This is a genomic window from Bradyrhizobium elkanii WSM2783 (genome assembly GCF_000472865.1).
GTDB classification, from domain to species: domain Bacteria; phylum Pseudomonadota; class Alphaproteobacteria; order Rhizobiales; family Xanthobacteraceae; genus Bradyrhizobium; species Bradyrhizobium elkanii_A.
Genome location: NZ_AXAP01000011.1, coordinates 20,771 through 44,996, shown reverse-complemented (window position 1 = coordinate 44,996; position 24,226 = coordinate 20,771). Strand labels below are relative to the sequence as shown.

Below are 24,226 nucleotides of genomic sequence, written 5' to 3'. Positions count from 1 at the left end.
AGGGCCGCAGTGGTTGTTCCCGTTTACGGCTTCCCTTTTGGGCGGCCGTGCCCATCTTAGTGCCACTTTCTCCATTTCGGGGATTCAAGGAAACACAGATGAATTTCACGCAACACACGCGCGGAATTGTTCGGGCTATCGCGGTCGCGATCGCGCTGGCGCTGCCCCTCACGGCTATCAGCATCTCGGCGGCCGACGCTCGCGCCGGCGGCGGCTTCGGCTCCGGTTCCCGCGGCTCGCGGAGCTTTTCCGCGCCGCCCAGCACCAACACGGCGCCCGGCGCGACGCAACCGTTCAACCGCACCTATAGCCAGCCTGGCACCGGCATGAACTCGCCGGCCGCGAATTCGGGCGGCCTGTTCAACCGGGGCGGCATGGGCCGCGGCCTGCTCGGCGGCCTCGCCGCGGGCTTCCTCGGCGCCGGCCTGTTCGGCCTCTTGTTCGGTGGTGGCCTACTCTCCGGCCTCGGCGGCCTGACCTCGATCCTCGGCCTGTTGCTGCAGATCGGCCTGATCGTGCTGGTGGTGCGGCTCGCGATGTCGTGGTGGCAGCGCCGCCAGACACCGGCCGCCGCCTATGCCGGCGGACCGACACCTGCACCCGGCGTGGGCCCGCAGCCGAATTATCGCTCGGGCATGGGTTTCGGTCTCGGATCGGCCAACGCACCTCTGGAAATCGCGCCGGCCGACTATGAGGCCTTCGAGCGCCTGCTCGGCGAGGTCCAGGCTGCATGGTCAAATGAGGATGTCGGCAAGCTGCACTCGCTCGCGACGCCCGAAATGGTCTCCTACTTCTCCAAGGACCTGGAGGAGAACAAGGCTCGCAACGTCGTCAACAAGGTGACGAATGTGAAACTGCTGCAGGGCGATCTTGCCGAAGCCTGGCGCGAGGGCGAGTCCGATTACGCCACCGTGGCGATGCGGTTCTCGCTGGTCGACCAGACGCTCGACCGCACCACCAGCCGGCCGGTCGCCGGCAGCGAGCAGCCGCAGGAAGTGACGGAGGTCTGGACCTTCGTGCGCCGGCGCGGCAGCGACTGGGAACTCTCGGCGATCCAGCAGGCGAACTGATCGTCCGCTAGATAACGTAACATCGAGGCGCTGCGGTTCATTCCGCAGCGCCTTTTGCTTTGCGCGATTCATTTTCGCGGTCACAGCGTCGGAATAATCAGTGCCGCTACGGGTTGATGTCGGAAGCCAAGAACAATCAGGAGGAGCAAATGAATATCCGTGCCATCATCGTGCCGACATGTTTCGCACTCGCCGCTTTCGCGGTGCAACCGGCGCAGGCGCAGTCGGCCAACGCGAGCTTCTTCCTGACCAGCAACGGCATCGGCAATGGCGGTAATCTCGGTGGGCTTGCGGGTGCCGACAATCATTGCCAGACGCTGGCGCAGGCGGCGGGCTTCGGCGCGCCGAAAACCTCGCACGCCTATCTCTCGACACAGGCGGCCGACGGCCAGCCGGCCATAAACGCGCGCGACCGCATCGGCAAAGGGCCGTGGCAGAATGTGAAGGGGGTGGTGGTCGCCAAGGATGTCGCCGACCTCCACGGCGCCGGCAACAATCTCACCAAGCAGACCGCGCTTTCCGAAAAAGGCGAGGTCATCAATGGCCGCGGCGACACGCCGAACCGTCACGACGTGCTGACCGGCTCGCAAGCGGACGGCACGGCGTTTGCCGCCGGCGAGGATCGCACCTGCAAGAACTGGACGAGCAGCACGCAAGGCACCGCCATCGTCGGCCATTCCGACCGGATCGGCCTGCGCGACGACGAGCCATCGAAGTCCTGGAACTCGTCGCATCCTTCGCGCGGCCCCGACGGTGGCTGCTCGCAGGCTGACTTGAAGAGCACCGGCGGCGACGGCTTGCTGTACTGCTTCGCCGTGAACTGAAGTCCATGCCGCCAATCTCGGCCGCCTGGAGCATGATCCGATTCCATCCAATCGGATCATGCGCCAGCGCGTGATGTCTCTTGGCTGAATCAGTCTCGCTGCAAGTTCACCTCTTCCCTAGGGAGAGGTCGCGCCGAAGGCGCGGGTGAGGGGGTGCGGCCCCTCGATAGAGCAAATCCACTCACCCGGCGTTACACGCCGACCTCTCCCTACGGGAGAGGTGAAGGGACGCAGCGCCATCGCGGACACGATTCGACCTCATCGCACCATGCTCCAGCAAGTGCTCAGGCGGCCTTCTTGGTGGCTTTTTTCTTCGCGACTTTCTTCTTTGCTACCTTCTTGGGAGCTGTTTTCTTCTTCGCCACATAGGCCGCGACTTTCTTCGACGAATGGCCTACGGCAGCGACCGCGGCCTTCAACTTGGCCGGTGTGACTTTGAACTTCTTGGACCAGTAGCGCACTTCATAGGGCTCGCTTACCGCAATCCGCGCACGGTCCGCGGCGAGGTGCTTCTGCTCCTTGAAGTAGGCTTCCACCTTCTTGGCGGAATGTCCGACTTTCTTGACGGCGGATTTCAGCTCGGCCGGCGTGACCTTGAACTTTTTTGACCAGTAGGCGACCTCATAAGCTTCGCCCAACGCGATCCGCGCGCGATCACCAGCGCCGCGCTTCTTCTTGCTATCCGCCATCAATATTCTCCTATCCGATCGGGAATCGGATGTTCCAAGATCGGAACAGGCTAACATCGTCGCGCGTTTGCAAACAATTGCGATCACGGGGCAGCAGAGCGCCGGCCACAGGAGTGTGGTGTTGTCATGAGCTTGTCACTGGGGAGGCATCGTCCATGCGCTATCAGTTGTACTACTGGCCCGACATCCAGGGCCGCGGCGAATATGTGCGACTCGCGCTGGAGGATGCGGGTGCTGATTATGACGATGTGGCGCGTGGCGCAGGCGGCACAAGCGCGATGATGGCGATGATGGAAGCGGGCAAGGGCACGCCGCCCTTCGCGCCGCCGTTCCTCAAGGCCGGCAAGCTCGTGATCGGGCAGACTGCCAACATCCTGTTCTTTCTCGGCCCGCGCCATGGCCTGGCGCCGAAGGCCGAAGCGGCACGGCTTTGGGTGCATCAAATGCAGCTCACGATTGCCGATCTCGTGCTGGAAGTTCACGACACCCATCACCCGCTCGGGCCGAGCCTCTATTACGAGGACCAGAAGGCGCCGGCGAAGAAGCGCACCACGGAATTCTGGAAGGAGCGGGTGCCGAAATATCTTGGCTACTTCGAAGATATCGTGGAGGCAAATGGCGGTGCTTACGTCAGCGGCCGCCGCCTGACCTATGTCGATCTGTCGCTGTTCCAGATCGTGGAGGGCCTCCGTTATGCCTTCCCGAAGCACATGCAGGCGTTCGAGGAGAACATTCCCCGCCTGGTCGAATTGCGCGATCGCGTCGCCGAGCGGCCGAACATCAAGACCTATCTGGCAAGCGAGCGGCGGATTCCGTTCAACGAGCAGGGCATCTTCCGCCGGTACAAGGAACTGGATCTTTGAAGCGTCGCTCTATCCGCTCGTCATGGCCGGGCTTGACCCGGCCATCCACGGTTTCGATTGCCAAGAACGTGGATGCCCGGGACAAGCCCGGGCATGACGGTGCATGAAACGACATCAACTGTTCTTGCCGTCGAACGGCGTCATCGCGAGCTTCGACAACTCAATGCCGTCGATGCAGCTCACGTTCAGCGCCACCACATCAGTGCCGTCGGGCTTCTTGCCGTAGGCAAACACCTCGGCGCCGCAGTCGATGCAGAATTGATGGCGGATGGCGTGCCGGTTGAAGAGATATTCCTTCAAGTTCTCCTCGCCGGCGCGGAGCTGAAAACTCCTCGGCGGCAGGAAGGCGAAATGCAGGCCCTTCTTGGTGCAGATCGAGCAGTTGCAATTGGTCACCATGGCAAGATCGGAGGTGCATTCGAAACGTACCTGTCCGCAATGGCATCCGCCGGTATAGGTTTTGCTGTCAGGCATCGTTCTTCCTCACCGCATCCCGGGGAAAGCATGATAACGCAACGGCTCGGTCCGGTCAGCAGGTCGCGGAAGCGCTATTCGTCCTTGCCGCGGGTGATCGCGATCGATGCCTCGGTCTTGGTGCGCGTGCAGTCCATGTTGAGGCGGCGGAAGCGCATGCTGACCTTGTCGCCGCGCAACAGGCCCATGCGCTTCAGGCAGCGCGTGGCGCCGGTCGTGGTGTCGTCCTTCGGCACGGTGAAGATGATCGCCGCCGCCGAGCTGACCAGTTGATAGAATTCCGGCTTCGGCTTCCGGTCGCCCTTGGCATAGAGCTCGACGGAGTAGCTCTTGCCGCGGCAGCCGAGCGACAATTCCCTGGTCGCGGGATGGGTCAGATAGACGATGTTGGCGGCCTTGAAGTTGACCTTGAGGCCGTCGATCTGGCTGGCGAGCTGCTTGGCGATGTCGTCGCACTGGTCGGCGTGTGCCGGCAATGCGGCGAGGGCGGAGAAAAGCCCCAGCACGGCGGCGAGCGCTGCGCCTCGAAGACGCAATACGAGTGTTCTGGTCACGGATGCCCCCTGCCGGCATGGAAAACCACACGGGTTCAATGCAGGGTCGAGCGGGTTGCGTCAATATGCGGCGGCCAGCCCTGCGCGAGACCGCAGGTGCCCCGGATCGCTGGCTAGCGTTCCCACGCCTTTCCTTTACGGCAAAAATGCTTAGAACGGCTCTAGATGCCGGGCCGAGGTTCCCGGCCCCAACCCGAGATCATGCCCATGAACGCTCCCACCGCTTTCCCCGACCAGTCCAAGCCTGTTCCGCCTTATAAGCACACGCCGCTGTTCCCGCTGGGGCAGGACACGACGCCGTACAAGAAGGTCACGGCGGAAGGCGTGCGGGTCGAGAAGGTGCTGGGACGGGACATGCTGGTGGTGTCGCGCGAGGCGCTGCGGGCGCTGTCGGAGGCCGCCTTCGGCGAGATCAACCATTACCTGCGGCCGGGGCACCTCAAGCAGCTTCGCAATATCCTCGACGACAAGGAAGCCAGCGACAACGACAAGTTCGTGGCGTTCGATTTCCTCAAGAACGCCAATATCGCCGCCGGCGGCGTGCTGCCGATGTGCCAGGACACCGGCACCGCGATCATCATGGGCAAGAAGGGGTGCAACGTCATCACCGAGGGCGATGACGAGGCGGCGCTGTCGGAAGGCGCGCGCGACGCCTACCTGCGCCGCAACCTGCGCTATTCGCAGGTGGCGCCGCTGTCGATGTACGAGGAGAAGAACACCGCCAACAACATGCCGGCGCAGTGCGAGATCTACGCCGAGGGCGATGATGCCTATAAGTTCATGTTCATGGCCAAGGGCGGCGGCTCTGCCAACAAGAGCTTCCTGTTCCAGGCGACGCCGTCTGTCTTGACCAAGGATAGGCTGCTGGCATTCCTGAAGGAGAGGATCCTCACGCTCGGCACCGCGGCGTGCCCGCCTTATCACCTCGCCATCGTGATCGGCGGCACCTCGGCCGAGCTCTGCATGAAGACGGTGAAGCTCGCGTCCGCCCGCTATCTCGACGCGCTGCCGACGCATGGCTCGCCCGACGGCAACGCGTTCCGCGATCTGGAGATGGAGCAGGAAATCCACAAGATGACGCAGTCTCTCGGGGTCGGCGCGCAGTTCGGCGGCAAGTATTTCTGCCACGACGTGCGCGTGATCCGGCTGCCGCGCCATGGCGCTTCATTGCCGATCGGGCTTGGCGTGTCCTGCTCGGCGGACCGCCAGGTGCTCGGCAAGATCACCAAGGACGGCGTCTACCTGGAGGAGCTCGAGCATAACCCCGCGCAGTATCTGCCGCAGGTCGAGCAGTCGCTTGGCGGCGACGTCGTCAAGATCGATCTCAATCAGCCGATGAAGGATATCCTGGCTACGCTCTCAAAGCATCCGATCAAGACGCGCGTATCGATGACCGGCACCATGATCGTCGCACGTGACTCCGCGCACGCCAAATTGCGCGAGCGGCTGGAGAAGGGCGAGCCGCTGCCGGATTACTTCAAGAACCATCCAGTCTATTACGCCGGTCCGGCCAAGACTCCTGATGGCTACGCGTCCGGCGCGTTCGGTCCGACCACGGCCGGGCGCATGGACTCCTTCGTCGACCAGTTCCAGGCCGCCGGCGGCTCGATGGTGATGGTGGCGAAAGGCAACCGCGCGCCGGCGGTGCGCGAAGCCTGCAAGAAGCACGGAGGCTTCTATCTCGGCTCGATCGGTGGCGCCGCGGCGAACCTCGCCGAGCACTGCATCAAGAAGGTCGAGGTGGTCGAATATCCCGAGCTCGGCATGGAAGCGATCTGGCGCATCGAGGTCGTGGATTTTCCAGCCTTCATCATCATCGATGACAAGGGCAACGACTTCTTCAAGGAGTTGAACTTGGGTTGAGGAGGCGTAGCCTCACGATGTGTCATGGCCGGGCTTGACCCGGCCATCCATCGTTCAAAGGAGATGGATACGCGGGTCAAGCCCGCGTATGACGACTGAGTTTGCAGCAAATGCCGCGCCAATAATGGCGCCGCTTTACGCCCTTGTCCCCGTGAACGGGAAGCTGCCCATCGGGCCGATGCCCATTTCGCCGGCGATGCTGTCGCCGGTCACTTTGCCGGTGAATTCGAGCGTGAGCGGCATCGGGTTGGTGATGGAAACCTTCCAGGCGACATCGTCGCCGTTGGCGGTACCGTCGAAGATCTCAGCCGAGCTGCCTTCGGCGCCCTGCGTGCCCGTGAGCGTGCCGCCCGAGTTCTTCAGCGACAGTGTCGCCTGACGATCGCCCATCGGCGTGCTCATGGTGAGATTCCAGTTTCCGTCCACCGCCATGCCTGTCTCCCCGAGGTTAATGGTGAAGCTTGGGCAGCGGGTATAGCCTATCAGGGCGCGCAAGCCCAACGATCTATTTTCGCCCTGCGATCATTAAGCGCGGGCCGCCGCGCGCAGCCGGCTCGTCACGATGATGCGGAAAAGGACGTATTGGATCGCGAAGGCGGCGATCTTCAAGCCGGCGGCGACCAGTGTCACATAGGTCGCCCATAGCTTGATATCGCCGGTCGCGGCCACCGCGATGGTGCCGGCGCCGATCGCAAACATCAGCACCGCCCAGGCATAGCCGGCGAGGGTGACATATTCCGGAATGGTCTGGACCACGATCGGCGGCATGTAGCGCAGCATCCAGCCGCGCTTGAGCATGATCGCGCCGATCGCGAAATGTGCGATCGCCGGCTTTGCCAGCACAAAGCGCGGATCGTGGGTGAGCAGGGTGGCGCTGCCGAGCACGATCACCAGCGCCAGGCTGGCCCAGGTCATGAAGCCGAGCGTCTCGCCCTTGATGCGGGAATGCACCACCTGTGCGATCGCGCCGGCAATCGCGATCCCCGTCGCGAGCAGAACGTTATCGGTGGCGAAATAGACCGCCAGGAACACGATGGTCGAGAAGAAGTCGGAGGCGAGCTTTGCGAAGACGTCCTTCATCGCGATGTCCCCTGCAACACTCAGTTCGCGCTGGGCAGCGCGTTGACCGGATGGGTGCCGTGTTTCGTCATCCGGTAGTGCGGATACCACTTGGTGAAGAAGACGGCACTATTGCGCGCGGCGAACGCAATCAGAAGCCCGCTCCACAGCGGCAGGCTCGGCATGTAGACGATGGCGATGTTGCCGACCATCATCAGCAGCGCGGCGATGGTCCAGGCCCAGGTGATGACGTAGTTGACGCGCAGGAAGCCGGGTTGCTGCACTGTGTTGCCGTCGACCACTTCGCGCGCATATTGCAGCGTGAAGGGGCGGCGGGCCAGGATCGAGCCGAGCGAAACCAGGAAGATGCCGGTGTCGACGGCGAACCTCACCGACGCGGTGCCAAGGTGCTGATCGACAAAAGCGACATAGAGGCCGATCGCAGCGAAGGTGATCACCGAGCCGACGCCAAGGATCTTGATCGAGAGGCCGCGTATCACGTCGAATGCGATGACCGCGAGGCAAATCGCGGCGGCGGCAAACAGGCTGGCAGTCGCCGACGTCACCAGCAGCAGGGCTGCGAAGGCACCATAGGGGGCGAGGATGAGGAAAATCGTCATGGCCGCCTCTCCGTGCTGATCTTGACAATGTAAAGATAAGCTAGAGGTATTGCGAGAAACCGTCAAGCAAAATCTTTACAGTGTCAAAATGAAGGCGTGTCTGGTAAATCGCAATGATTTCAGTTCTCTATGAGGGTATCATTCCGGGGCGCGGATAGCGCGAACCCGGAATCTCGAGCTCACAACCTCCAGATTCAGGGTTCATCGCGTTGCGACGCCCGGGCTGACGGGGAGCGGGCGTGGGTCATCAATTGGCGCCGACCCAATTGCCGTGGAAACCATCGGGTACGCGGTGGCCGAGATGGACCAGTGCGATCGGGCCGGCCTGGACGTCGCGCGCGTTGAACACGGCGAGATCGCTGCGATTTTCCCGGGCGCGCCAGACCACTGCGAGCAGCCAGCCGTCGCCCTCGGGCGCATCGCTCCCGCGCTCGACGAACACCGGCTCCGAGATGGTGTCGCCGGCGGGCAGCAGATAGTGGCCGCGGCGCTTGCCCGTGCCATCGACATGCACGATGCCGGAGAGCGCGCCGAACATCGGCAGTGCAGGATTGGCGCAGGCGTACCAGCCATGGGCGAAAGCATAGCCGGCATGGCGATCGTCGATGCGCGGGAATTCGCCGGTGAGGTCGTCGAGATAGGTTTGCGTGAAACGGTCAGTATTGCCGGCGAGATCGAAGGTCCAGCGGCAATAGCGCGCGCGGTTCTTCTTCGGGTCCGTCGGCGAGCCGTCCGGATGGTTGAACAGCGGCGCTTCCTCGAACTGCATGACGTCGGCGATGATGCGGCTGCCTTCCTCCCAGGCGTTCACGACGTGGAAGACGTAGCAGCTCTCGGCGCGGAACCAGGTGATGTCCTGCGCGGAGGCGCTCCGCTTCATCACGCCGACATAGGCGCCTTTCTCGGGCTCCCAGGCATATGGCGCTTTCCCCCTCATCGCTCGCTCCATGCTGCCGGTGACCGGCAGGATCGGAAACAGCAGATGGTTCTCCGTGACGATGAAGTCGTGCACCATGCTGGCATAGGGCGATTCAAAACGCTCGAAGCGCGTCACGACCCCGGACGAATTGACCGAGCCGAAGGAAAGGGCAGGGGTCAGGGGGCCAGCCGCGTTGTAGCCGAAGAACACGAGCTCGCCGGTCTTCGGATCGACCTTGGGATGCGCGGTGAAAGGGCCCTGGATGGCGCCGCTATAGTCGCAATAGCCAAGCCGGTTCAGCGAGCCGGGCTCGATCTCGGTCGGCAGATGGCCCTCCTCGAGCGCGAGCAGGCGGCCGGCGTGGAAGATGATGTTGGTGTTGGCGACGCCGCCGTCAGCGGTGGTCGACGGCGGCGCATCCGACAGCTTGCGGCCGAAGCCGCCGAACAATGCGCGGCCGGCATCATGCTCGGCCTGCCATTTCGGCGTGCGGACCCAGCGATTGCGATAGCTGGCACGGCCGTTCTCGAGATGGAAGGCGTGCAGCATGCCGTCGCCGACGAACCAATGCGCGCCGGGGGACTCGAATTGCGGATTGGGCCCGTTCCGATAGAGCGTGCCGTTGAGTTCGCGCGGCAGCTCGCCCGATATCCTGAGGAATGGCGCGTCCGCCTCAAAGGGGATCGGCGCCAGGTTGGTCCGCGGTGTCTCAGCGATCGCCTGATCAAGCATCGTCACTCCCTCCATATTATCTTTACGTTGTAAAGATATGGATACAGGTGGCGCTGCCGACCGTCAAGCAAAATCTTTACAGTGTCAAAATTGCCACCTATAAGGATTCGCATGACGAGATTGTCGAGAGAAAACAAGGCGAAGGCGTCGCCGGCGAGAACGCGGAAGACGGCGAAACAAGCGGCCGCGAGGCCGGCGCGCCGGCAGCGCCGGTCCGGCGAGGCGCCCTATCATCATGGCGCGCTGCACGAGGCGCTGTTGACGGCGGCCGAGCGCGTGCTCGAGCGCGACGGGCTGGCGGGGCTGACGTTACGGGCGGTGGCGCGCGAGGCCGGGGTTTCGCACGCCGCGCCGACGCATCATTTCGGCGACCTGACCGGCCTGCTCAGCGAGCTCGCCGCTATCGGCTTCCGCCAGTTCAACGATGCGATGCGCACCGCCGTCGCAGGCGGCACCACCATTGCGGAGAAGGGGCTGGCGCGCGCAAAGGCCTATATCGCCTATGCGCAGGCGCATCCGGGCATGTACGGCCTGATGTTCCGCACCGAGCGGCTCGACATGTCGAGACCCTCGCTGCACGAGGCCGCAAGCGCCGCCTTCGGCGGCCTTGCCGGTGCGGTCGGCGAAAGCCGCCACGAGCATATCGAGGAGCAGAAGCTGTCGCTCGACCAGGCCGCTGCGATCGTGCGTGCCTGGTCGCTGGTGCACGGCTTCACCACGCTGCTGCTTGACGGCCGCCTGTCCGACGTCCTGAAGCGGCTGCCCGAGGGCACATCGGCCGAGACACTACTGGATGCGATGCTGCGCAGTTCGGCCTTCCGTCCACCGGCCAACTAAAAATGGTTGAGATTGGTCGGTTTACCCACCGCGTGGCAGTCTTTTGGCGCCGTCGACGTGTAGTTGCTGCTGAATGTTTGGGCGTTTGAATGGTCAAGACTGCCGGCCAGCAGGATGGTGAATACGCATGCATTATGACAAGCTTCATGATGCAAGCCTTCATAGCGGAACCGCGATGAGATGGTGATCTCATCTCCTTGTTTGAGCGTGATCTTTTTGGAGAGCCGCTTCCCACTTGACCGGATCATGCTTTATTCAGACGCGTTCATTGTGGGCAAGCTTCAACGGCAAGCGCGAAACACCTGACAGCGGCGCTGAATTGTCCTAGAAGAGCGGCTCCGCACAGCCATCGCTCGTGCGAAGCGTCCGTTCATTCAACATTACCATGCCCTCGATATCGCCCAATAAACCCTATCGCGTCGGCCGTTCCCGCACCGGACTCGGCCTTTTCGCCACCAAGCCGATCAAGAAGGGTAGCAGGATCATCCGCTATTTCGGGCCGCTCCTGGATTCCAAGAAGAAGGAAGAGGACGAGATCGAGAACAAATATCTGTTCGAGCTCACCAACCGGTGGACCATCGACGGCTCGATCCGCGAAAACGTCGCCCGCTATATCAATCATTCCTGCAAGCCGAATTCGGAATCCGACGTCAAGCCGCGCAAGCGCAAGATCTATATCCGCGCCATCAAGAACATCGAGCCCGGCGAGGAGATCAACTACGACTACGGCACCGATTATTTCAAAGCCTATCTGAAGCCGATCGGCTGCAAGTGCGATTCCTGCGAGAAGAAACGCAAGAAGAAGCGCGCCGAGGCGCGGGCGGAACGGCTCAGGCTGAAGGAGAAAGCCGAGCGCAAGGCGAAGCGGAAGGCCGAGAAGGTCGCCAAGGAAAAGGCCAAAGCTCAAGACAAAGCCAAAGAAAAGGCGAAAAAGAAGAACGGCAAGGCCAACGGCAAGTATCTGAACGGCTCGGGCCGCCCCAAGCCTGCCGGCAAGAAGGTAGTCGCCGGAAAGCGCAAGAGCTCAGCGACGGCGCTACACGCCTAGATTGGCTTGACCGCCTTTGGCCGCGCCGGATAGGCGCATTCGGCGAGCGTCGTTGCATCGAGCTCGCGCAAGAAGGCTTCGCGCGCCGCGGCCAGTCTTCCCTTCAGGCGGCAGCGCGGCGTCAGCACGCAGGCGCCGCCATCCTCACGAAAACATTCGACCAGCGCCTGGTCGTTCTCCAGCGCGCGCACGACCTCGCCGAGCGTGATCGCCTGCGGCGGCCGCGCCAGCGCAAAACCGCCGCGGGCCCCGCGCTGGGTGGTGATGAAGCCGCTATCCGCAAGGTTCCGCACGATCTTGGCCAGGTGATTGCGCGAAATGCCGAATTCGGCCGCGATCTCCGTGGTCGCAAAAGAGCGCGTCGGCTCGCCCGCAAGCCGCATCAGGGCGCGCAGGGCGAAATCGGTGAACAGAGTGAGGCGCATGGGAGCCCCGCAAAAATCCGGTTTTGCGAACCAGCCATACTGCCCTAAATGGGTATTTAGAATACCTATTTGAGGAGAGCTGGCATGACAGGGGCAGAGCGGCGCGAGCAGATCACGGCCGACATCGTCGCCAAGACCGGCATCACCGAGGCCATGATCGAGCACCTCGTGCACGGCTTCTACGCCAAGGTCCGCGCCGATGCGGTGCTTGGGCCGGTGTTCGAAGCACGCATCCGGGATTGGGGGCCGCATCTGTCGCAAATGTGCGCGTTCTGGTCGTCGGTCGCGCTGATGACTGGCCGCTATCACGGCACGCCGATGGCAAAACACCTGCCGCTGCCGGTCGACGCCGGTCATTTCGACCGCTGGCTCGAATTGTTCGAACAGACCGCGCAGGAGCTTTGTCCGCCGGAGGCGGCCGCGCATCTCATCGAACGCGCGCAGCGGATCGCTGCCAGCCTCGAACTCGGCATCGCTGGCGCGCAGGGCGTGATGCTCGGCAAGGGCGAGCGGTTTCGGCGCGGCGAGGACGCTAACGCCTGAGCTCTAACGCCAGGAAGAGCGGCCGCTGTGAACGCTTAGGGCGGCCGTTCTTTTTGGAGCCGGTTGGTGAAAGCTTGCAGCCTGGTTGATGATTCAGCGGAACAGCCGGCGGAGCTGACGCATGAGGCGCAATGGACAGAGCCGCTTCGCCGCCCTGGTCTCGGCGGCCTGCACCTGCGCGACGACATAGACGCCGGTCGAGTAGACCAGCGGTTCCGGTAGCTGCAGCGAACGCGCGATCAGCGATGTCGCCAGATTGAGCAGCCATGCAATGATGTCGGCGGCGGACGGGAAGGGGCTCGGGTCGGGTCTCATGGTCATCTCCTCGTGCCCTTCGAAGATGATCCGGTCCGCGCGCCTTTTCGATTACCTCGCACGTAGGAGGCTTTCGATTACCTCGGACGTAATGGAATGGCCGAAGGCCGCGTGGTAGTTTTTCCTGCATGAACGCACATGCATCCACGGCGCGGGCCGAACCAAGCAGGCCGATCCATGTCGGCGAGCACTTGCGAGAATGGCGGCAGCGCCGCCATCTGAGCCAACTCGATCTCGCCATCGAGGCGGATATCTCGGCGCGTCATTTGAGCTTCGTGGAAACCGGCCGCGCCGCGCCATCGCGTGAGATGGTGCTGAAGCTGGCCGAACGGCTGGAGGTGCCCTTGCGTGAACGCAACGTGCTCTTGGTCGCCGCCGGTTTCGCGCCGGCCTTCCCGCAGCGCTCGCTCGACGATCCCGCGCTGAAATCCGCACGGCAGGCGATCGATCTGGTGTTGAAGGCGCATGAGCCGAACCCGGCGCTGGCCTATGACCGGCACTGGAATCTGGTCACCGCCAACCGCATGGTGGCCCCGCTGCTCGAGGGCATTCCGCAGCGGCTGCTCGGCCAGCCCTTCAACATCCTCAAGCTTGCCTTTCATCCCGAAGGGCTGGCCGCGCGGACGGTCAATCTCGCCGAATGGACCGGACACCTCCTGGAGCGATTGCATCGGCAATGCGAGGCGACGGCCGATCCGGAATTGCTGAGGCTTTATCAGGACCTGAAGAGCTATCCGATCCCGGCACGCTCAGGGCCGCTGCCGCCGGACAATGTCGCGATCCCGCTCAAGCTGCGCCACGATGGCGGGGTGTTGAGCTTCTTCTCCACCACCATGGTATTCGGCACGCCGGTCGATATCACGCTGTCGGAACTGGCATTGGAAACCTTCTTTCCCGCCGACGATCTGACCGCCGAGCGGCTGAAGCAGATGGCTGACGCCATGAAATAGCGGGTTGTCGGGGTTCCCTTCGCGGCTTATCTCTGCGTCTTTCCAGCGGAGGAACGCCCGATGAGCACCCTGAAGCCGCTTCGCCTCGACATCGTTTCCGACGTCGTCTGCCCCTGGTGCTATATCGGCAAGCGGCGGATCGAGAATGCACTCAAGCTGGTGCCGGATGTGCCGGTTGAAGTGCGCTGGCGCCCGTTCTTCCTCAACGCCTGGGTGCCGCGCGAGGGCGTCAGCCGCGACGAATATCTCACCGCGAAGTTCGGCTCGGTCGAGGCCTACAAGGGCATCGCCGGGCGCGTTGTCGCCGCCGCGGGCGAGGAGGGGCTGACCTATCACCCGGATCTCGTCAAGCGCCAGCCCAACACCATCGATTGCCATCGGCTGATCCATTGGGCGGAGGCCAAGGGCAAGGCCGCCGAGATGAAGCAGCGGCTGATGGAGCTTTACTTCCGCGACGGGGGCGACCTCACCGACATCGACGTGCTGGTGCAGGCAGCGGCGGATGTCGGGCTCGATGCCGATGACGTGCGCGGGCGCCTCGCAACCGATGAAGATGTCGCGCTGATCTCGTCGCAGGCACAGGAGGCGTCCGACAAGGGCATCTCCGGCGTGCCGACCTTCGTGTTCGCACAGAAATACGCGGTTTCCGGCGCGCAGCCGGCCGAGCAACTCGCCCGCGCCATCCGCCAGGTATCGGCCGAGATCAACGCCGAGGCGGCGGAGTAGCGCCCGTAGCCCGGGTGGAGCGTAGCGCAACCGGGACACCTGCATCAGCGTCTTCGAGAGTCCCGGGTTACGCTGCGCTTCACCCGGGCGAAGAAACAAAAAAACATCAAAAGAAAATTGGGAGAACGTCATGCTCTATGAGCTCCGGACCTACACGGTGAAGCCCGGGACCCTGGGCGAGGTGGTGAAAGCAGCGAGCACCGTGTCGCGCGACATCCGCAAGGATGACTACGGCAAGCTCGAAGGCTATTGGACGACCGAGATCGGTCCACTCAATCAGGTCATGCACCTGTGGAGCTATAAGGATTTTGACGAGCGGAGCAGGCTGCGCGGCGAGCTCGCCAAAAATCCGCGTTGGACCGGCGAGTATGTTCCGCTGATCCGCCCGCTGCTGCAGCGTCAGGATATCCGCCTGCTCAACGCGGTGAAGCCACCGGTTGCTCCGGCATCGACGGGCAACATCTATGAATTCCGCAACTATCGCGCCAAGCCGGGCGGCGCGATCAAACTATGGCTCGAAGCGCTCATGGAGGCTCTCCCGGCTCGCGAAAAATATTCCAAGATCGTCGGCCTCTGGCAAACCGAGGCAGGCCAGCCGAACGAAGTCTGCCACATCTGGGCTTATCCCAGTCTCAATGCGCGTGTTGAAGCCCGCGCGAACGCCTTGAAAGATCCGGCATGGCAGGAATTTCTCCGCAAAGGCGGCCCGCTGCTCGACGAGATGCACTCGACCATCATGCTGCCCGCGCCACACTCGCCGTTGCAATGAGTTGCGGGACGAACGAATGCCGTGACCCGTAGCCCGGGTGGAGCGCAGCGCAACCCGGGACGGCTGCTTCACCAGGGCGAGCGGCCCCGGGTCACGCTGCGCTTCACCCGGGCTACGATTGCTAATGGGACTTGCCGCGATTTCTGATGAACCGAACACCGCTACGTGCGGCTTCCTCCGCAAAACGGTGCACAGCCAGGGCGGTATGGATCATTGGCACGAGCGGATCGTGTCGCCGCAGCGGGATCAGGACGTCGCCGATGGCAAGGCGCCCGCGCCAGATCGGGTTGATCATGGGATGGTCGGGCGCCGCGGTTGAATCCGCCGAGCGGATCGCCGGATCGCCACAGAGATGGCGGGTGAGATCGAGCGTCAACTGCACGCCCGGCGAATATTTGGCAAAGCGCTCATCGACGCCGAGCTTGAAATAGAACGCGCGCTCCTGGTGCCGCAGCACGATCGCGGCTGCGACCGCAGTGTCGCCGGCGCGGAGCGTTACGATCTCGCATTGGCCGGTTTCGGCAAGCGCCGCGGTGGCGCGACGGATGAAGGTGGCGTCGCCATCATGCTGGACGAGCGCGGTGCCGCGCTTGCCTTTCCAGCCGCTGGCTTCGAGGATGAGGAAGGTTTCGAGCGCGGCTGCGAGGTCATCGGGCGAGCGCGCCACCTCGAAATGCACCGCGCCGTGTTCGTCGAGACGATGACGCAGCCGGCGCAGCTCCTTCAGCTTCTTGGTTCCGAGTGCTTCGAGCAGCAGTTCGTCCGCATTGCGCGTCGCGTCGAGGTAGGCGCGAAGGCATGATTGCATCAGGCGCGGACGCATGCCGTTCAGCCGCAGCACTTCGGTGAAGGCCCGCATCGCTTTGCCGTCCAGCGACATGTCACGCAGGATCAGCGCATGCGCACCAGCCTTGCGCGCTTCCTGCATCAGCCGCTCCGCTGCTGCCTCAGCGACGTCGCCATCGAGCGGCGGCGTGCACAGCGTGCCATAGGGCTGTGCGCTCACCAGCGCGGGCAGCGGGATTTTATAAGCGCGCCACAGCGAGACGACCGGCAACAGCCCGATCATCCGCGCCGGTCCGTCATAGGCGAGCGGAGCATCGCTGAAGGCGCTGAGCGCGAGCGCGCCTGTGCGGCCGCGAGCGGAGGCGCTCACTGCGAGCACCCATTCTGGCAGGTAATAGGCGTTCGGCTCGGCCACGTGTTCGGCGAGCGCGCGCCATTGGCCCATGGGGATATCGGCAAGCGGCGCGAGCACGGGACTGCCGCTCGCCGGCGCATGCGCTAGCGTGGCGTCGTCGGTCGATGCGCGATCAATAACCGCTTTGTCGGCGATCTCGGCCACTTTCCCCGCTTCCCCATGCGTGAGCGATGGAGGGACTGTCAACGTCGCCCCTCGTGATCGCGCTTACCGGAAAGCTAGCGGAAGAAATGCAAAATACGGTTGGTTCGGCGCTGCAATTTAAGCGGTATTGTTAACGGATTGTTCACCAAAAAGGGGCAGCCGAAATGCGTTCGGCGGCCCCTTTTGTCTTGTTCAGTGCTTACCAGCGATCGTCACCGACGCCGATACCCACGGTCCCGCCGGGCGTACGAATGCCGACACCCGCGCGCGGGCCGCCATCGTAGTAATCGCGGTCGCGATATTCGCGGCGTTCGATGTAACGCTCGCGCGGCATGTAGTTATAGGAATCGCGGACGATCACGCGCCTGCCGCCGCGGGTGCGATAGCAGTTCCCGTCATCGTCACACACCATGCGCACATGCTGCACGAGTTCAGGGTTGCTGTACTCCGTGGTGCTATAGATGTCGGTGGCCTTGGCAGCGCTGCCGACAGACAACGCGCCGACGCCGGCCAGCAAAGCGATTGCAAATGTCTTCATGGTTCCGCCTCCGCATAAGATACTGCCCTCTCGGCTGACAAAGCTGCGCGGAGGGTTTCGTTCCGAAGGAACTGGCTTGGCGCGATCGGTTCCGTTGCGCGCGCGCTTGTACCGAGGTGGAACAATTCAGTCGTCGGCGAACAGAGATCAGATCGGCTCGTAATTCTCCGTCGCGCAAGTATCGTCGCTGTCGATCCGGCGGCGGTCGGCGATGGCGCCTTCATTGATGAAGACGCGATAGGTCTGCGTGCCCAAGGGCTGGCCCATCACCGATGTCAGTTCAGCGCGCACGCAGGCGGTCCATCCCAGTCCGCGCGGATCATGCAGCGGCTGCGAGACACGAACATTGGCGGGACGCGACGTCGATACGAACACCGAGTCCAGTTTTTCGCTGACCAGCCGCTTGATATCGGGCGGCGCTTCGAGCGGCGGCGGCTCGGCCTCCCTGGAGCGCAAGAACGCCGGCATTGGCAGGGGCGAGCGGCTATCCACGAAGCCGCAACCGGCCAGCGTAGCCGCCAAACCTAACAGCAATGTAATGCGAGCGTTGTCCCACCCCATTCGAGGTACTTACCCTGCGCGAATAAACTTGGCTGCCCCCGAACGGCGCGCTATCGATCAACTGTTGCTGAATTGGTCCGGGGCACGCCATGCTGCCGTTTTCCAGTATGAAGATACCGGGGCGGAGTGGCAGGGAGAGAGTAACAATGCGCAAGTTAACGGTCGCCGCGGCGGTATTGGCGCTGATGGCGATGCCAGCTTATGCCCAGATGGGCGGCAAGCGGCATCGCGGCGACGCGGCTGGAAGCAAGCAGGACAGCAAGCCGAAGGTCGACGAGAAGGCTTACAAGGCCGCGCTCGAACGCATCCCCGAGCCCAAGGAGAAATACGATCCCTGGGGCGTGGCGCGGCCGACGGAGGCTGCGAAGAAATCGAAGTGATCTGACGGCAATCCGTCGTCGGACAACGCGGCAATGTCGACGGGGTCGTGCGACACGTGAGCCGGCGCATGAACCTTGCCGTCAAACCTCACGACCAATCCGGCAAGCCATCGCCTTGCCGGAGATCGTTCGATGTCGCGCCGCTCGCTCGCCAGACTGCTTGTTTCCGCTGCCGTGCTGCTCGGCGCCTGTCCCGCTTTGGCCGAGAACCGGCTGGCGCTGGTGATCGGACAATCCGCCTACAAATCAGTGCCGGTGCTGCCCAACCCGGCCAATGACGCCAAGGCGATGACGCAACTTCTCACCGATTCGGGCTTCCAGGTGCTATCGGCGTCCGACCTCTCGCAGAATGAATTGCGGGCCAAGGTCAGCGAATTCGCCGGCGAGGTCGCGGCGAAGGGCGCCGACACGGTGGCGCTGGTGTTCTACGCCGGACACGGCCTGCAGGTCGATGGAGAGAATTTCCTCGTTCCGACCGACGTCGATCCGAAGCGCGAGGCCGACATTCCGATCCAGGCGGTGCGCCTCAATGATGTCCTGAACACGCTGAATTCGGTGCCGAGCAAGATGCGCATCCTTCTGCTCGATGCGTGCCGCAACAATCCATTCCCGCAGCTCAAGAGCGCCGGCCAGGGACTTGCGATTGTCGACGCCAAGACCGGCGCGCCCGGCACCTTCCTGTCGTTCTCGACCTCGCCCGGTGCGGAAGCCGAAGATGGCGACGGCAGCAACAGTCCCTACACGACGGCGCTGCTCGCGGCAGCGAAAGAGCCGGCGCCGATCGAGGAAACCCTCAAGCGCGTTCGTGTCGCTGTGAACAAGGCGACGGATGGCCGTCAGACGCCGTGGGACAGCTCGTCGTTGACCGAGGATTTCCGCTTCGTAGCTGATACCGCCGGCACCAACGCTGCCGCGCCAAAACTCGCATCGGCCAAGCGCACGGTCGAGCAATGGAAGCGCGAATTGCAAGGCAAGCCGGTCGACACGGCCAATGAGATCATCGTCGCCGACGGCACCGACGAAGCCTATGAAGCCTTTGCTGCGCTCTACGCCTCGACGCCGCGCGGGCTGCAGGCGCGTGATTGGCTCGATCGCCATCGCCGCATGGTGGCCTGGAACAACGCCGTCCTGATCAACACCGCGGCCGGTTATCGCGCGTTCCTCGCGCAATATCAGGACAGCGATCTCACCGCGACCGCGCGCAAATTGGAGGAGCGGCAGCGCAACCGCCCGAACATGGCGCTGGCTCTCGCAGCGCCCGTCAGCGTGCCCGCGACCAACGCCGCGCTGACCTGTCCCTGCAACGCGCCGTCGCAACCGGCGCCGATCAAGAGGGTTGATACGCCGGCCAGGAAGCGCGCTGAGCCGGCGCCGCCCAAGCGCGCCAGCACGCCGCCGCGCCGCTTCGTCGAGGAGGAGGACGTCGTGGTCGTGCGCCGTCCGCCGCCGCGCGTCGTCTACGAACCCGCCGGACCGCCGGTCTCGATCGGAATCGGGATCGGCGTTGGCGGTGGCTATGGGCGGCCCGGCGGCTATGGTGGCTATGGCGGACGCGGCGGCGATGGCTGGAGCGGTCGCAGGAGTGGATACTGACCAGGTAATGGCGTAAATCATCCGGGGAAGATGCAGCAGTCCACGACCGCATCTTCAGCGGGACGCCATGCGCCATCTCGTCCGCCTGCTTGCCGTGTTGTGTGTCGCGACGCCGGCCCTTGCATGGGAGCATTGGGGTGGCGATCGCGGCGGATCGCGCTTCTCGCCGCTCAAAGAGATCACGCCTGACAATGTCGCCAACCTGATCCGCGCCTGGGAATTCCGGACCGGCGATCTCGACCGCCGCGCGCCAGAGGTGATGCGGCGGACGAAATTCCAGGCGACGCCGCTGTTCGTCGAAGACAGCCTGGTGTTCTGCTCGCCGTTCAACGAGGTGATCGCGCTAGATCCCGGGAGCGGCGCGCAGAAGTGGCGCTACGATCCCGGTATCAGCACCCACCAGCGTCCCGCCAACCGCTATGTCTGCCGCGGCGTCGCCTATTGGGTCGACGACAATGCGCCTGCGGGGGCCGTTTGCCGATCGCGGATATTCATGGGCACCAACGATGCCCGTCTGATCGCACTCGATGCCAAGAGCGGGATTCGTTGCACCGGTTTCGGCAATGCCGGCGAGGTCAGGCTCGATATCGGCATGACGCTGGAATGGCCGGGCGAATTTCAGGTGACCTCGCCGCCGGTGGTTGGCCGCGGCGTGATCGTGGTCGGCTCTGCGATCGGCGACAACCGCCGCGTCGACGCGCCGCGCGGCGCGGTGCGCGCCTTCGATGCGCGCAGCGGGGCGCCGCGCTGGAATTTCGATCCGCTGCGGCATGACGGCATCGAGGCGGGCCACGCCAATGTCTGGGCGCCGATGTCGGTGGATGAAGCGCGCGGCCTGGTGTTCCTGCCGACGACGTCGCCGAGCCCGGATTTCTGGGGCGGCAAGCGTTCGGGCAACAACGAGCATGCCAACTCGGTCGTCGCGCTGCGGATCGAGACGGGTGAACAGGTGTGGTCGTTCCAGACCGTGCATCACGATCTATGGGACTACGACCTGCCGGCGCAGCCGACGCTGGCGCGGATCGATGTCAGCGAAGCGATGCGCGATGTCGTGATCCAGCCGACCAAGCAGGGCTTCCTCTTCGTGCTCGACCGTAACAGCGGCAGGCCGGTGTGGCCGGTCGAGGAGCGCGCGGTGCCGCAAGGCGCGGCGGAGGGCGAGAGGCCTTCGCCGACGCAGCCATTCCCGACCCATGTGCCGACGCTGGTGCCACAGAAGATCTCGGTCGACGACGCGTTCGATCCGTTTCCGCTGCTCGGCCGCTCCACCTGCAAGGAGCAATTTGCAAGCGCCCGCAGCGAGGGCCTGTACACGCCGCCATCGACGCAAGGCACGCTGTTGTTTCCATTCACCGGCGGCGGCGTGAACTGGGGCGGCGTCGCGTTCGATCCGCTCCATCAGATCCTCTACGCCAATGTCAGCCGCGCCGTGCATCTGGTGAAGCTGATCCCGCGCGAGCAGGCGATTGGCTTCAATCCGCCGCCCGGCCATGATTTCGGCCGGCAGGAGGGCGCGCCTTTCGCGATGTCGCGCGCAGTGGTGATGTCGCCGCTCGGATTGCTGTGCAACAAGCCACCCTGGGGCGAGATGGTCGCGGTTGACCTCAGGGCCGGCAAGATTCTCTGGCGTTCGACGGTCGGCACGACGGAGGATCGCGCGCCGCTCGGCATTGCACGCCCCTGGGGCATGCCGCTGGTGAATGGCGTCGTGGTCACCGCGGGCGGGCTCGTCTTCACCGGCGCGATGGATGCTTATCTGCGCGCGTTCGATGCCAAAACCGGCCGGGAGTTGTGGCAGGGCCGGCTGCCGGTGCCCGGCGTTGCCAATCCCATGACCTATCTGTGGAGGGGCGAGCAATATGTCGTGATCAGCGCCGGCGGCCATTCGGAAGCGGGCACCACGATCGGCGACAGCGTCGTGGCTTTCCGTTTGCCGCGGCAGGGCGAAGCGCCATCGCTGTGGTCGCGCACGATCGACCGGCCGGGCGGACGCTTCCTTGGCGGTGCGATTTCGGCGGGGCTCGTTGTTGCGCTCATGGCGGCTGGGACGTGGCGCTGGCGTCGCCGGAGCGATGCTCGCTAAGCAATGCTGTGCGGTCACAGCATTGCAAACGCGCTCGACACCATCGCCACCGGCTTGTTGTCGGTGGCGGAGAGCAGCGTGACGCGGCCGAAACTCATGGTGCGGCCGAGGCGGACGACGCGGGCGTCCGCCAGCACGTCGGCGGCGCTCACCGCGCGCATGAAATGCGTGGTCTGGTCGACGGTGGTCATCGGCCGATAGCTGCGGTTGGCGGCGAGGTTGGCAATCACCATCGAGGTGTCCGCGAACGCCATCAGTGCCTGACCGCAGACGACGCCGCCGTTGCGGCACAGCCGTTCGGAGAACGGCATGCGCAAGAGCGCGCCAGGCTGCCAATCGGCGCCGGCCTCCTGCGGCGGCGCAGCATCAAAGCCCTCGATCGAGAGATTGAGATCGAGCACCCAGGGGGCGAAGACCTCGGCCAGCACCCGCCGCGCATCATCAATGCCGAATTCCGTGACCTCTTCCTGCTGCATGGGGGGCTCGTTCCTCTCCCTGGATGATGACGGTATTCTAGAGGGCATTTCGGGCAAGGGAACAGCAGGGCGGCCGGCTTGAAATTGCCAGACTTTTGGCGCCGGATCACGCCCGAGGCCCTGCTTTGCGGTGCGGCTTGGGCGATGCTATACGCGAGGCCAATCCCCAGGGGAGTAGCAAGGGAGCATTTCATGAAAATTCTGGGCGCCATCGCTGTCGTGGCGATGCTGGCAACGCCGGCCTACGCGCAAATATCGACCCCCCATATCAATCTGCTTTCGGACGGGCCGTCGAAGACGCCTGATGAGATCGAGCAGGACCAGATCAGGGACAAGGCCTACAGGGAATCGCTGAAGAAGATTCCGGACGCCAAGACGTCGTCCGATCCGTGGGGGACCGTTCGGAGCGATGCTCCCAAGGCCGCCACCCCGGCCAAGCCGAAGACCAAGACCGGCAGCGCGCAGCAGTAGCGCCGGCCCGCGCGGAGACTCGGATTCGGTCTCCGCTCGCCCTATATTTGGCCTGTCGTCACCTGGTTTGGAATTGCGACATGGCCCTGCGTCCGCGTGATCTCGCGAGCCGAATGGCCGCCCGGCGAAAGCGGGGCGACGGCTTTCTGCGCGAGACCTTTACCCTGCCGCGCGACGAAGCTCGGCTGAAGGCGCGCGACTTCCTCAACCGGTATCCGAAGGCCGCCTATATGAGCGCGGTGGAAAGCTGGCGCGAATTGCCCGGCGACCGGATCGAATTCACGATGCGTCGTCTCGCCAGCGCCGATTGAGAGCCTTGACTTGATGTCTCGGCGGTAGGCTGATCCTGCCTGGTTTCCCCTAAATTGTGAGCGGTTTTGCACAAGCGGGATTCAAGCTTTCCGCCGTAATTCTCCGCTCACGAGGGGATCACGCAATGACGAGACACCGCAACGATCTCGGTGAGCGCAAGCATGTCCGGGTGGAAATACAAAAGTCGGGATTCCTGATCCCGGCGCCCGATGCGCCGTGGATCGAATGCCGCGTGCACGACGTGTCCGACAGTGGCGTGTGCCTGGAGGTCGGCGCGATGGCGGTGCCAAAAGTGTTCGGGCTCTCGTTCACTGCCGGCGGTGAGGTGATGCGGGTGTGCGCGCTGATCTGGCGCCGGGGCGAACTGGTCGGCGCCCGCTTCGTCAGCGCGAAGGAACTGCGGCAGGGCCAAGGGCCAAACGAGCCGGACCCAAAGCCGCAGACGGCGTTGATCTAGATTTTGTCTTGGCGCGTTTCCTGCGCAGGTGCTCAAAAACGCTCCAGCTAGTCCAGCGTTTTCGCGACCAGCCGGATCCGGAAGACCGGGCTCCTGGCCTCGTCCAGCAGCTCTATCTGCCACTCCGCATTTTCCTGAAGATGACGCGACACGCCGCCGATCATGTCGGCGCAGACACGCGTCATCTCCTTCCACGCAGCGTCGCGATCGGCGAACTCCGCACCGTCATTGCAGATGCCGGTGCCGTCGGCGGTTCGGATGCGAAAGAAATAGAGCGGCATAAGATGGCACCGGCGCATCAAAGGCCGCCGACCGGCAACCCACTGGGAGCAAAAGCTCAGTGGAGGTCCTGACGGGGGAAAGATCAATCCCGGTTATTTACGGTAGTGCTCTTAGCGCAATGTAGTGCTGTCAGCGCAATGATGAGTCTGCGGTGCTGCTCGCTTCGCGACTGACCTTCTTCAGTTCGCGATCGATGCGTAACTGAACCCGTCTGATCGCGAGCAACTGAAGCTTCGCCTCGGTCTTGCCGGTCTTGATTGTATCGCCGATCTGAAACTGCCACTTCCACACACCGGGGGTGGCCAGTGTGACGGTATATTCGACGCCCTTATGGATCATCTCTTAGGCTCCGCGCACACCCGGCGGTATTCCAGGCCGAACGAAGGTTGCGCCACCTTGCAGTCTGCCGAAGGGCAGTTGCCGCAGCCTTGCGGGATCCGATCGCCGG

Annotated in this window: 32 protein-coding genes; 16 read left to right on the top strand and 16 right to left on the bottom strand. The window is 63.6% G+C overall.

Going from position 1 to position 24,226, the window contains the following annotated elements; genetic code table 11:
* Window positions 1–98: 98 nt before the first annotated feature.
* Both YY7_RS0112495 and YY7_RS0112490 read left to right on the top strand, forming a co-directional pair.
* On the top strand, window positions 99–1,070 hold the full coding sequence (locus YY7_RS0112495) for a Tim44 domain-containing protein (protein ID WP_028163541.1): 972 nt from the start codon (window positions 99–101) through the stop codon (window positions 1,068–1,070).
* Between the two features lie 149 nt (window positions 1,071–1,219).
* The gene (locus tag YY7_RS0112490) at window positions 1,220–1,894 is read left to right on the top strand and encodes a hypothetical protein (RefSeq protein WP_028163540.1); all 675 of its coding nucleotides are present in this window, start codon (window positions 1,220–1,222) and stop codon (window positions 1,892–1,894) included.
* Between the two features lie 284 nt (window positions 1,895–2,178).
* On the opposite strand, the gene YY7_RS0112485 is transcribed toward YY7_RS0112490, so the two are convergent.
* Entirely contained in the window at window positions 2,179–2,583 is a 405-nt protein-coding gene (locus tag YY7_RS0112485; protein WP_028163539.1) for a DUF3606 domain-containing protein, read from the bottom strand.
* A gap of 155 nt (window positions 2,584–2,738) precedes the next feature.
* Between YY7_RS0112485 and YY7_RS0112480 the strand changes: the two genes are divergently transcribed.
* Window positions 2,739–3,446: a glutathione S-transferase gene (locus YY7_RS0112480; RefSeq protein ID WP_028163538.1), complete on the top strand. Its 708-nt coding sequence runs from the start codon at window positions 2,739–2,741 to the stop codon at window positions 3,444–3,446.
* Between the two features lie 114 nt (window positions 3,447–3,560).
* Here the strand turns inward: YY7_RS0112480 and YY7_RS0112475 are convergent, their stop codons facing one another.
* Window positions 3,561–3,920: a GFA family protein gene (locus YY7_RS0112475; protein WP_028163537.1), complete on the bottom strand. Its 360-nt coding sequence runs from the start codon at window positions 3,918–3,920 to the stop codon at window positions 3,561–3,563.
* Between the two features lie 74 nt (window positions 3,921–3,994).
* Window positions 3,995–4,474, bottom strand: coding sequence for a hypothetical protein (locus YY7_RS0112470; RefSeq protein WP_080663680.1), 480 nt, complete (start codon window positions 4,472–4,474; stop codon window positions 3,995–3,997).
* A gap of 207 nt (window positions 4,475–4,681) precedes the next feature.
* Between YY7_RS0112470 and YY7_RS0112465 the strand changes: the two genes are divergently transcribed.
* Entirely contained in the window at window positions 4,682–6,337 is a 1,656-nt protein-coding gene (locus tag YY7_RS0112465; protein WP_028163535.1) for a fumarate hydratase, read from the top strand.
* A gap of 135 nt (window positions 6,338–6,472) precedes the next feature.
* Here the strand turns inward: YY7_RS0112465 and YY7_RS0112460 are convergent, their stop codons facing one another.
* From YY7_RS0112460 to YY7_RS0112445, 4 genes are all read right to left on the bottom strand, one after another.
* Entirely contained in the window at window positions 6,473–6,769 is a 297-nt protein-coding gene (locus tag YY7_RS0112460; RefSeq protein ID WP_028163534.1) for a hypothetical protein, read from the bottom strand.
* 93 nt (window positions 6,770–6,862) lie between these two features.
* On the bottom strand, window positions 6,863–7,417 hold the full coding sequence (locus tag YY7_RS0112455) for an inner membrane-spanning protein YciB (protein WP_028163533.1): 555 nt from the start codon (window positions 7,415–7,417) through the stop codon (window positions 6,863–6,865).
* A gap of 20 nt (window positions 7,418–7,437) precedes the next feature.
* On the bottom strand, window positions 7,438–8,016 hold the full coding sequence (locus YY7_RS0112450; RefSeq protein WP_028163532.1) for a hypothetical protein: 579 nt from the start codon (window positions 8,014–8,016) through the stop codon (window positions 7,438–7,440).
* 247 nt (window positions 8,017–8,263) lie between these two features.
* Window positions 8,264–9,667: a carotenoid oxygenase family protein gene (locus YY7_RS0112445; RefSeq protein WP_028163531.1), complete on the bottom strand. Its 1,404-nt coding sequence runs from the start codon at window positions 9,665–9,667 to the stop codon at window positions 8,264–8,266.
* Window positions 9,668–9,778: 111 nt separating this feature from the next.
* Between YY7_RS0112445 and YY7_RS0112440 the strand changes: the two genes are divergently transcribed.
* A complete protein-coding gene (locus tag YY7_RS0112440; RefSeq protein ID WP_028163530.1) occupies window positions 9,779–10,504 on the top strand; it encodes a TetR/AcrR family transcriptional regulator in 726 nt (241 codons plus the stop codon).
* On the opposite strand, the gene YY7_RS0112435 is transcribed toward YY7_RS0112440, so the two are convergent.
* Window positions 10,501–10,752, bottom strand: a complete 252-nt coding sequence (locus tag YY7_RS0112435) for a hypothetical protein (protein WP_028163529.1) — start codon at window positions 10,750–10,752, stop codon at window positions 10,501–10,503. The two genes, YY7_RS0112440 and YY7_RS0112435, sit on opposite strands and share 4 nt — an antisense overlap.
* 137 nt (window positions 10,753–10,889) lie before the next feature.
* Here YY7_RS0112435 and YY7_RS0112430 point away from each other — a divergent pair, with 137 nt between their 5' ends.
* Complete coding sequence (locus tag YY7_RS0112430; RefSeq protein ID WP_028163528.1) at window positions 10,890–11,552, top strand: SET domain-containing protein; 663 nt, start codon at window positions 10,890–10,892, stop codon at window positions 11,550–11,552.
* Here the strand turns inward: YY7_RS0112430 and YY7_RS0112425 are convergent.
* Window positions 11,549–11,977, bottom strand: a complete 429-nt coding sequence (locus YY7_RS0112425) for an RrF2 family transcriptional regulator (protein WP_028163527.1) — start codon at window positions 11,975–11,977, stop codon at window positions 11,549–11,551. The two genes, YY7_RS0112430 and YY7_RS0112425, sit on opposite strands and share 4 nt — an antisense overlap.
* A gap of 84 nt (window positions 11,978–12,061) precedes the next feature.
* On the opposite strand from YY7_RS0112425, the gene YY7_RS0112420 reads away from it, so the two are divergent.
* Window positions 12,062–12,520: a group III truncated hemoglobin gene (locus YY7_RS0112420; protein ID WP_028163526.1), complete on the top strand. Its 459-nt coding sequence runs from the start codon at window positions 12,062–12,064 to the stop codon at window positions 12,518–12,520.
* A gap of 93 nt (window positions 12,521–12,613) precedes the next feature.
* Here the strand turns inward: YY7_RS0112420 and YY7_RS0112415 are convergent, their stop codons facing one another.
* Window positions 12,614–12,835, bottom strand: a complete 222-nt coding sequence (locus tag YY7_RS0112415; RefSeq protein ID WP_409334853.1) for a hypothetical protein — start codon at window positions 12,833–12,835, stop codon at window positions 12,614–12,616.
* Between the two features lie 128 nt (window positions 12,836–12,963).
* Between YY7_RS0112415 and YY7_RS0112410 the strand changes: the two genes are divergently transcribed.
* From YY7_RS0112410 to YY7_RS0112400, 3 genes are all read left to right on the top strand, one after another.
* Window positions 12,964–13,785, top strand: coding sequence for a helix-turn-helix domain-containing protein (locus YY7_RS0112410; RefSeq protein ID WP_028163524.1), 822 nt, complete (start codon window positions 12,964–12,966; stop codon window positions 13,783–13,785).
* A gap of 60 nt (window positions 13,786–13,845) precedes the next feature.
* Entirely contained in the window at window positions 13,846–14,511 is a 666-nt protein-coding gene (locus YY7_RS0112405; RefSeq protein WP_028163523.1) for a DsbA family oxidoreductase, read from the top strand.
* 130 nt (window positions 14,512–14,641) lie between these two features.
* On the top strand, window positions 14,642–15,280 hold the full coding sequence (locus YY7_RS0112400; RefSeq protein ID WP_028163522.1) for an NIPSNAP family protein: 639 nt from the start codon (window positions 14,642–14,644) through the stop codon (window positions 15,278–15,280).
* 121 nt (window positions 15,281–15,401) lie between these two features.
* On the opposite strand, the gene YY7_RS0112395 is transcribed toward YY7_RS0112400, so the two are convergent.
* The 3 genes from YY7_RS0112395 to YY7_RS0112385 form a co-directional block, all read right to left on the bottom strand.
* On the bottom strand, window positions 15,402–16,625 hold the full coding sequence (locus tag YY7_RS0112395) for a GNAT family N-acetyltransferase (protein ID WP_028163521.1): 1,224 nt from the start codon (window positions 16,623–16,625) through the stop codon (window positions 15,402–15,404).
* Between the two features lie 199 nt (window positions 16,626–16,824).
* Window positions 16,825–17,163 (bottom strand): hypothetical protein, encoded by a 339-nt coding sequence (locus YY7_RS0112390; protein ID WP_028163520.1) that lies wholly within the window; start codon window positions 17,161–17,163, stop codon window positions 16,825–16,827.
* A gap of 147 nt (window positions 17,164–17,310) precedes the next feature.
* Window positions 17,311–17,655 carry a hypothetical protein gene (locus YY7_RS0112385; RefSeq protein ID WP_245287263.1) on the bottom strand — a complete coding sequence of 115 codons (345 nt, stop codon included), beginning with the start codon at window positions 17,653–17,655 and terminating at the stop codon, window positions 17,311–17,313.
* Between the two features lie 215 nt (window positions 17,656–17,870).
* Between YY7_RS0112385 and YY7_RS0112380 the strand changes: the two genes are divergently transcribed.
* From YY7_RS0112380 to YY7_RS0112370, 3 genes are all read left to right on the top strand, one after another.
* Window positions 17,871–18,104, top strand: a complete 234-nt coding sequence (locus YY7_RS0112380) for a hypothetical protein (protein WP_028163518.1) — start codon at window positions 17,871–17,873, stop codon at window positions 18,102–18,104.
* Window positions 18,105–18,236: 132 nt separating this feature from the next.
* A complete protein-coding gene (locus tag YY7_RS0112375; RefSeq protein ID WP_028163517.1) occupies window positions 18,237–19,697 on the top strand; it encodes a caspase family protein in 1,461 nt (486 codons plus the stop codon).
* Between the two features lie 67 nt (window positions 19,698–19,764).
* Window positions 19,765–21,780 carry a pyrroloquinoline quinone-dependent dehydrogenase gene (locus tag YY7_RS0112370; protein WP_035689981.1) on the top strand — a complete coding sequence of 672 codons (2,016 nt, stop codon included), beginning with the start codon at window positions 19,765–19,767 and terminating at the stop codon, window positions 21,778–21,780.
* A 14-nt stretch (window positions 21,781–21,794) separates the two neighbouring features.
* On the opposite strand, the gene YY7_RS0112365 is transcribed toward YY7_RS0112370, so the two are convergent.
* On the bottom strand, window positions 21,795–22,256 hold the full coding sequence (locus YY7_RS0112365; protein ID WP_028163515.1) for a PaaI family thioesterase: 462 nt from the start codon (window positions 22,254–22,256) through the stop codon (window positions 21,795–21,797).
* A gap of 192 nt (window positions 22,257–22,448) precedes the next feature.
* Here YY7_RS0112365 and YY7_RS0112360 point away from each other — a divergent pair, with 192 nt between their 5' ends.
* The 3 genes from YY7_RS0112360 (at window position 22,449) to YY7_RS51460 (ending at window position 23,496) form a co-directional block, all read left to right on the top strand.
* The gene (locus YY7_RS0112360; protein WP_028163514.1) at window positions 22,449–22,727 is read left to right on the top strand and encodes a hypothetical protein; all 279 of its coding nucleotides are present in this window, start codon (window positions 22,449–22,451) and stop codon (window positions 22,725–22,727) included.
* Between the two features lie 80 nt (window positions 22,728–22,807).
* Window positions 22,808–23,038 carry a hypothetical protein gene (locus YY7_RS0112355; protein ID WP_028163513.1) on the top strand — a complete coding sequence of 77 codons (231 nt, stop codon included), beginning with the start codon at window positions 22,808–22,810 and terminating at the stop codon, window positions 23,036–23,038.
* Window positions 23,039–23,163: 125 nt separating this feature from the next.
* A complete protein-coding gene (locus YY7_RS51460; RefSeq protein WP_035689979.1) occupies window positions 23,164–23,496 on the top strand; it encodes a PilZ domain-containing protein in 333 nt (110 codons plus the stop codon).
* Between the two features lie 47 nt (window positions 23,497–23,543).
* On the opposite strand, the gene YY7_RS0112345 is transcribed toward YY7_RS51460, so the two are convergent.
* Together YY7_RS0112345 and YY7_RS0112340 are read right to left on the bottom strand one after the other, a co-directional pair.
* Window positions 23,544–23,777 carry a DUF6894 family protein gene (locus YY7_RS0112345; protein ID WP_028163512.1) on the bottom strand — a complete coding sequence of 78 codons (234 nt, stop codon included), beginning with the start codon at window positions 23,775–23,777 and terminating at the stop codon, window positions 23,544–23,546.
* Window positions 23,778–23,907: 130 nt separating this feature from the next.
* Complete coding sequence (locus YY7_RS0112340; RefSeq protein WP_028163511.1) at window positions 23,908–24,117, bottom strand: hypothetical protein; 210 nt, start codon at window positions 24,115–24,117, stop codon at window positions 23,908–23,910.
* Window positions 24,118–24,226 lie beyond the last annotated feature (109 nt).

What these genes read in the sequence shown, in the direction of transcription:
- YY7_RS0112495 (WP_028163541.1), top strand. Translation starts at nt 99, where the DNA reads ATGAATTTCACGCAACACACGCGCGGAATTGTTCGGGCTATCGCGGTC.
- YY7_RS0112490 (WP_028163540.1), top strand. Translation starts at nt 1,220, where the DNA reads ATGAATATCCGTGCCATCATCGTGCCGACATGTTTCGCACTCGCCGCT.
- YY7_RS0112485 (WP_028163539.1), bottom strand. Translation starts at nt 2,583, where the DNA reads ATGGCGGATAGCAAGAAGAAGCGCGGCGCTGGTGATCGCGCGCGGATC.
- YY7_RS0112480 (WP_028163538.1), top strand. Translation starts at nt 2,739, where the DNA reads ATGCGCTATCAGTTGTACTACTGGCCCGACATCCAGGGCCGCGGCGAA.
- YY7_RS0112475 (WP_028163537.1), bottom strand. Translation starts at nt 3,920, where the DNA reads ATGCCTGACAGCAAAACCTATACCGGCGGATGCCATTGCGGACAGGTA.
- YY7_RS0112465 (WP_028163535.1), top strand. Translation starts at nt 4,682, where the DNA reads ATGAACGCTCCCACCGCTTTCCCCGACCAGTCCAAGCCTGTTCCGCCT.
- YY7_RS0112460 (WP_028163534.1), bottom strand. Translation starts at nt 6,769, where the DNA reads ATGGCGGTGGACGGAAACTGGAATCTCACCATGAGCACGCCGATGGGC.
- YY7_RS0112455 (WP_028163533.1), bottom strand. Translation starts at nt 7,417, where the DNA reads ATGAAGGACGTCTTCGCAAAGCTCGCCTCCGACTTCTTCTCGACCATC.
- YY7_RS0112450 (WP_028163532.1), bottom strand. Translation starts at nt 8,016, where the DNA reads ATGACGATTTTCCTCATCCTCGCCCCCTATGGTGCCTTCGCAGCCCTG.
- YY7_RS0112445 (WP_028163531.1), bottom strand. Translation starts at nt 9,667, where the DNA reads ATGCTTGATCAGGCGATCGCTGAGACACCGCGGACCAACCTGGCGCCG.
- YY7_RS0112440 (WP_028163530.1), top strand. Translation starts at nt 9,779, where the DNA reads ATGACGAGATTGTCGAGAGAAAACAAGGCGAAGGCGTCGCCGGCGAGA.
- YY7_RS0112435 (WP_028163529.1), bottom strand. Translation starts at nt 10,752, where the DNA reads ATGATCCGGTCAAGTGGGAAGCGGCTCTCCAAAAAGATCACGCTCAAA.
- YY7_RS0112430 (WP_028163528.1), top strand. Translation starts at nt 10,890, where the DNA reads ATGCCCTCGATATCGCCCAATAAACCCTATCGCGTCGGCCGTTCCCGC.
- YY7_RS0112425 (WP_028163527.1), bottom strand. Translation starts at nt 11,977, where the DNA reads ATGCGCCTCACTCTGTTCACCGATTTCGCCCTGCGCGCCCTGATGCGG.
- YY7_RS0112420 (WP_028163526.1), top strand. Translation starts at nt 12,062, where the DNA reads ATGACAGGGGCAGAGCGGCGCGAGCAGATCACGGCCGACATCGTCGCC.
- YY7_RS0112415 (WP_409334853.1), bottom strand. Translation starts at nt 12,835, where the DNA reads ATGAGACCCGACCCGAGCCCCTTCCCGTCCGCCGCCGACATCATTGCA.
- YY7_RS0112410 (WP_028163524.1), top strand. Translation starts at nt 12,964, where the DNA reads ATGAACGCACATGCATCCACGGCGCGGGCCGAACCAAGCAGGCCGATC.
- YY7_RS0112405 (WP_028163523.1), top strand. Translation starts at nt 13,846, where the DNA reads ATGAGCACCCTGAAGCCGCTTCGCCTCGACATCGTTTCCGACGTCGTC.
- YY7_RS0112400 (WP_028163522.1), top strand. Translation starts at nt 14,642, where the DNA reads ATGCTCTATGAGCTCCGGACCTACACGGTGAAGCCCGGGACCCTGGGC.
- YY7_RS0112390 (WP_028163520.1), bottom strand. Translation starts at nt 17,163, where the DNA reads ATGAAGACATTTGCAATCGCTTTGCTGGCCGGCGTCGGCGCGTTGTCT.
- YY7_RS0112380 (WP_028163518.1), top strand. Translation starts at nt 17,871, where the DNA reads ATGCGCAAGTTAACGGTCGCCGCGGCGGTATTGGCGCTGATGGCGATG.
- YY7_RS0112375 (WP_028163517.1), top strand. Translation starts at nt 18,237, where the DNA reads ATGTCGCGCCGCTCGCTCGCCAGACTGCTTGTTTCCGCTGCCGTGCTG.
- YY7_RS0112370 (WP_035689981.1), top strand. Translation starts at nt 19,765, where the DNA reads ATGCGCCATCTCGTCCGCCTGCTTGCCGTGTTGTGTGTCGCGACGCCG.
- YY7_RS0112365 (WP_028163515.1), bottom strand. Translation starts at nt 22,256, where the DNA reads ATGCAGCAGGAAGAGGTCACGGAATTCGGCATTGATGATGCGCGGCGG.
- YY7_RS0112360 (WP_028163514.1), top strand. Translation starts at nt 22,449, where the DNA reads ATGAAAATTCTGGGCGCCATCGCTGTCGTGGCGATGCTGGCAACGCCG.
- YY7_RS0112355 (WP_028163513.1), top strand. Translation starts at nt 22,808, where the DNA reads ATGGCCCTGCGTCCGCGTGATCTCGCGAGCCGAATGGCCGCCCGGCGA.
- YY7_RS51460 (WP_035689979.1), top strand. Translation starts at nt 23,164, where the DNA reads ATGACGAGACACCGCAACGATCTCGGTGAGCGCAAGCATGTCCGGGTG.
- YY7_RS0112345 (WP_028163512.1), bottom strand. Translation starts at nt 23,777, where the DNA reads ATGCCGCTCTATTTCTTTCGCATCCGAACCGCCGACGGCACCGGCATC.
- YY7_RS0112340 (WP_028163511.1), bottom strand. Translation starts at nt 24,117, where the DNA reads ATGATCCATAAGGGCGTCGAATATACCGTCACACTGGCCACCCCCGGT.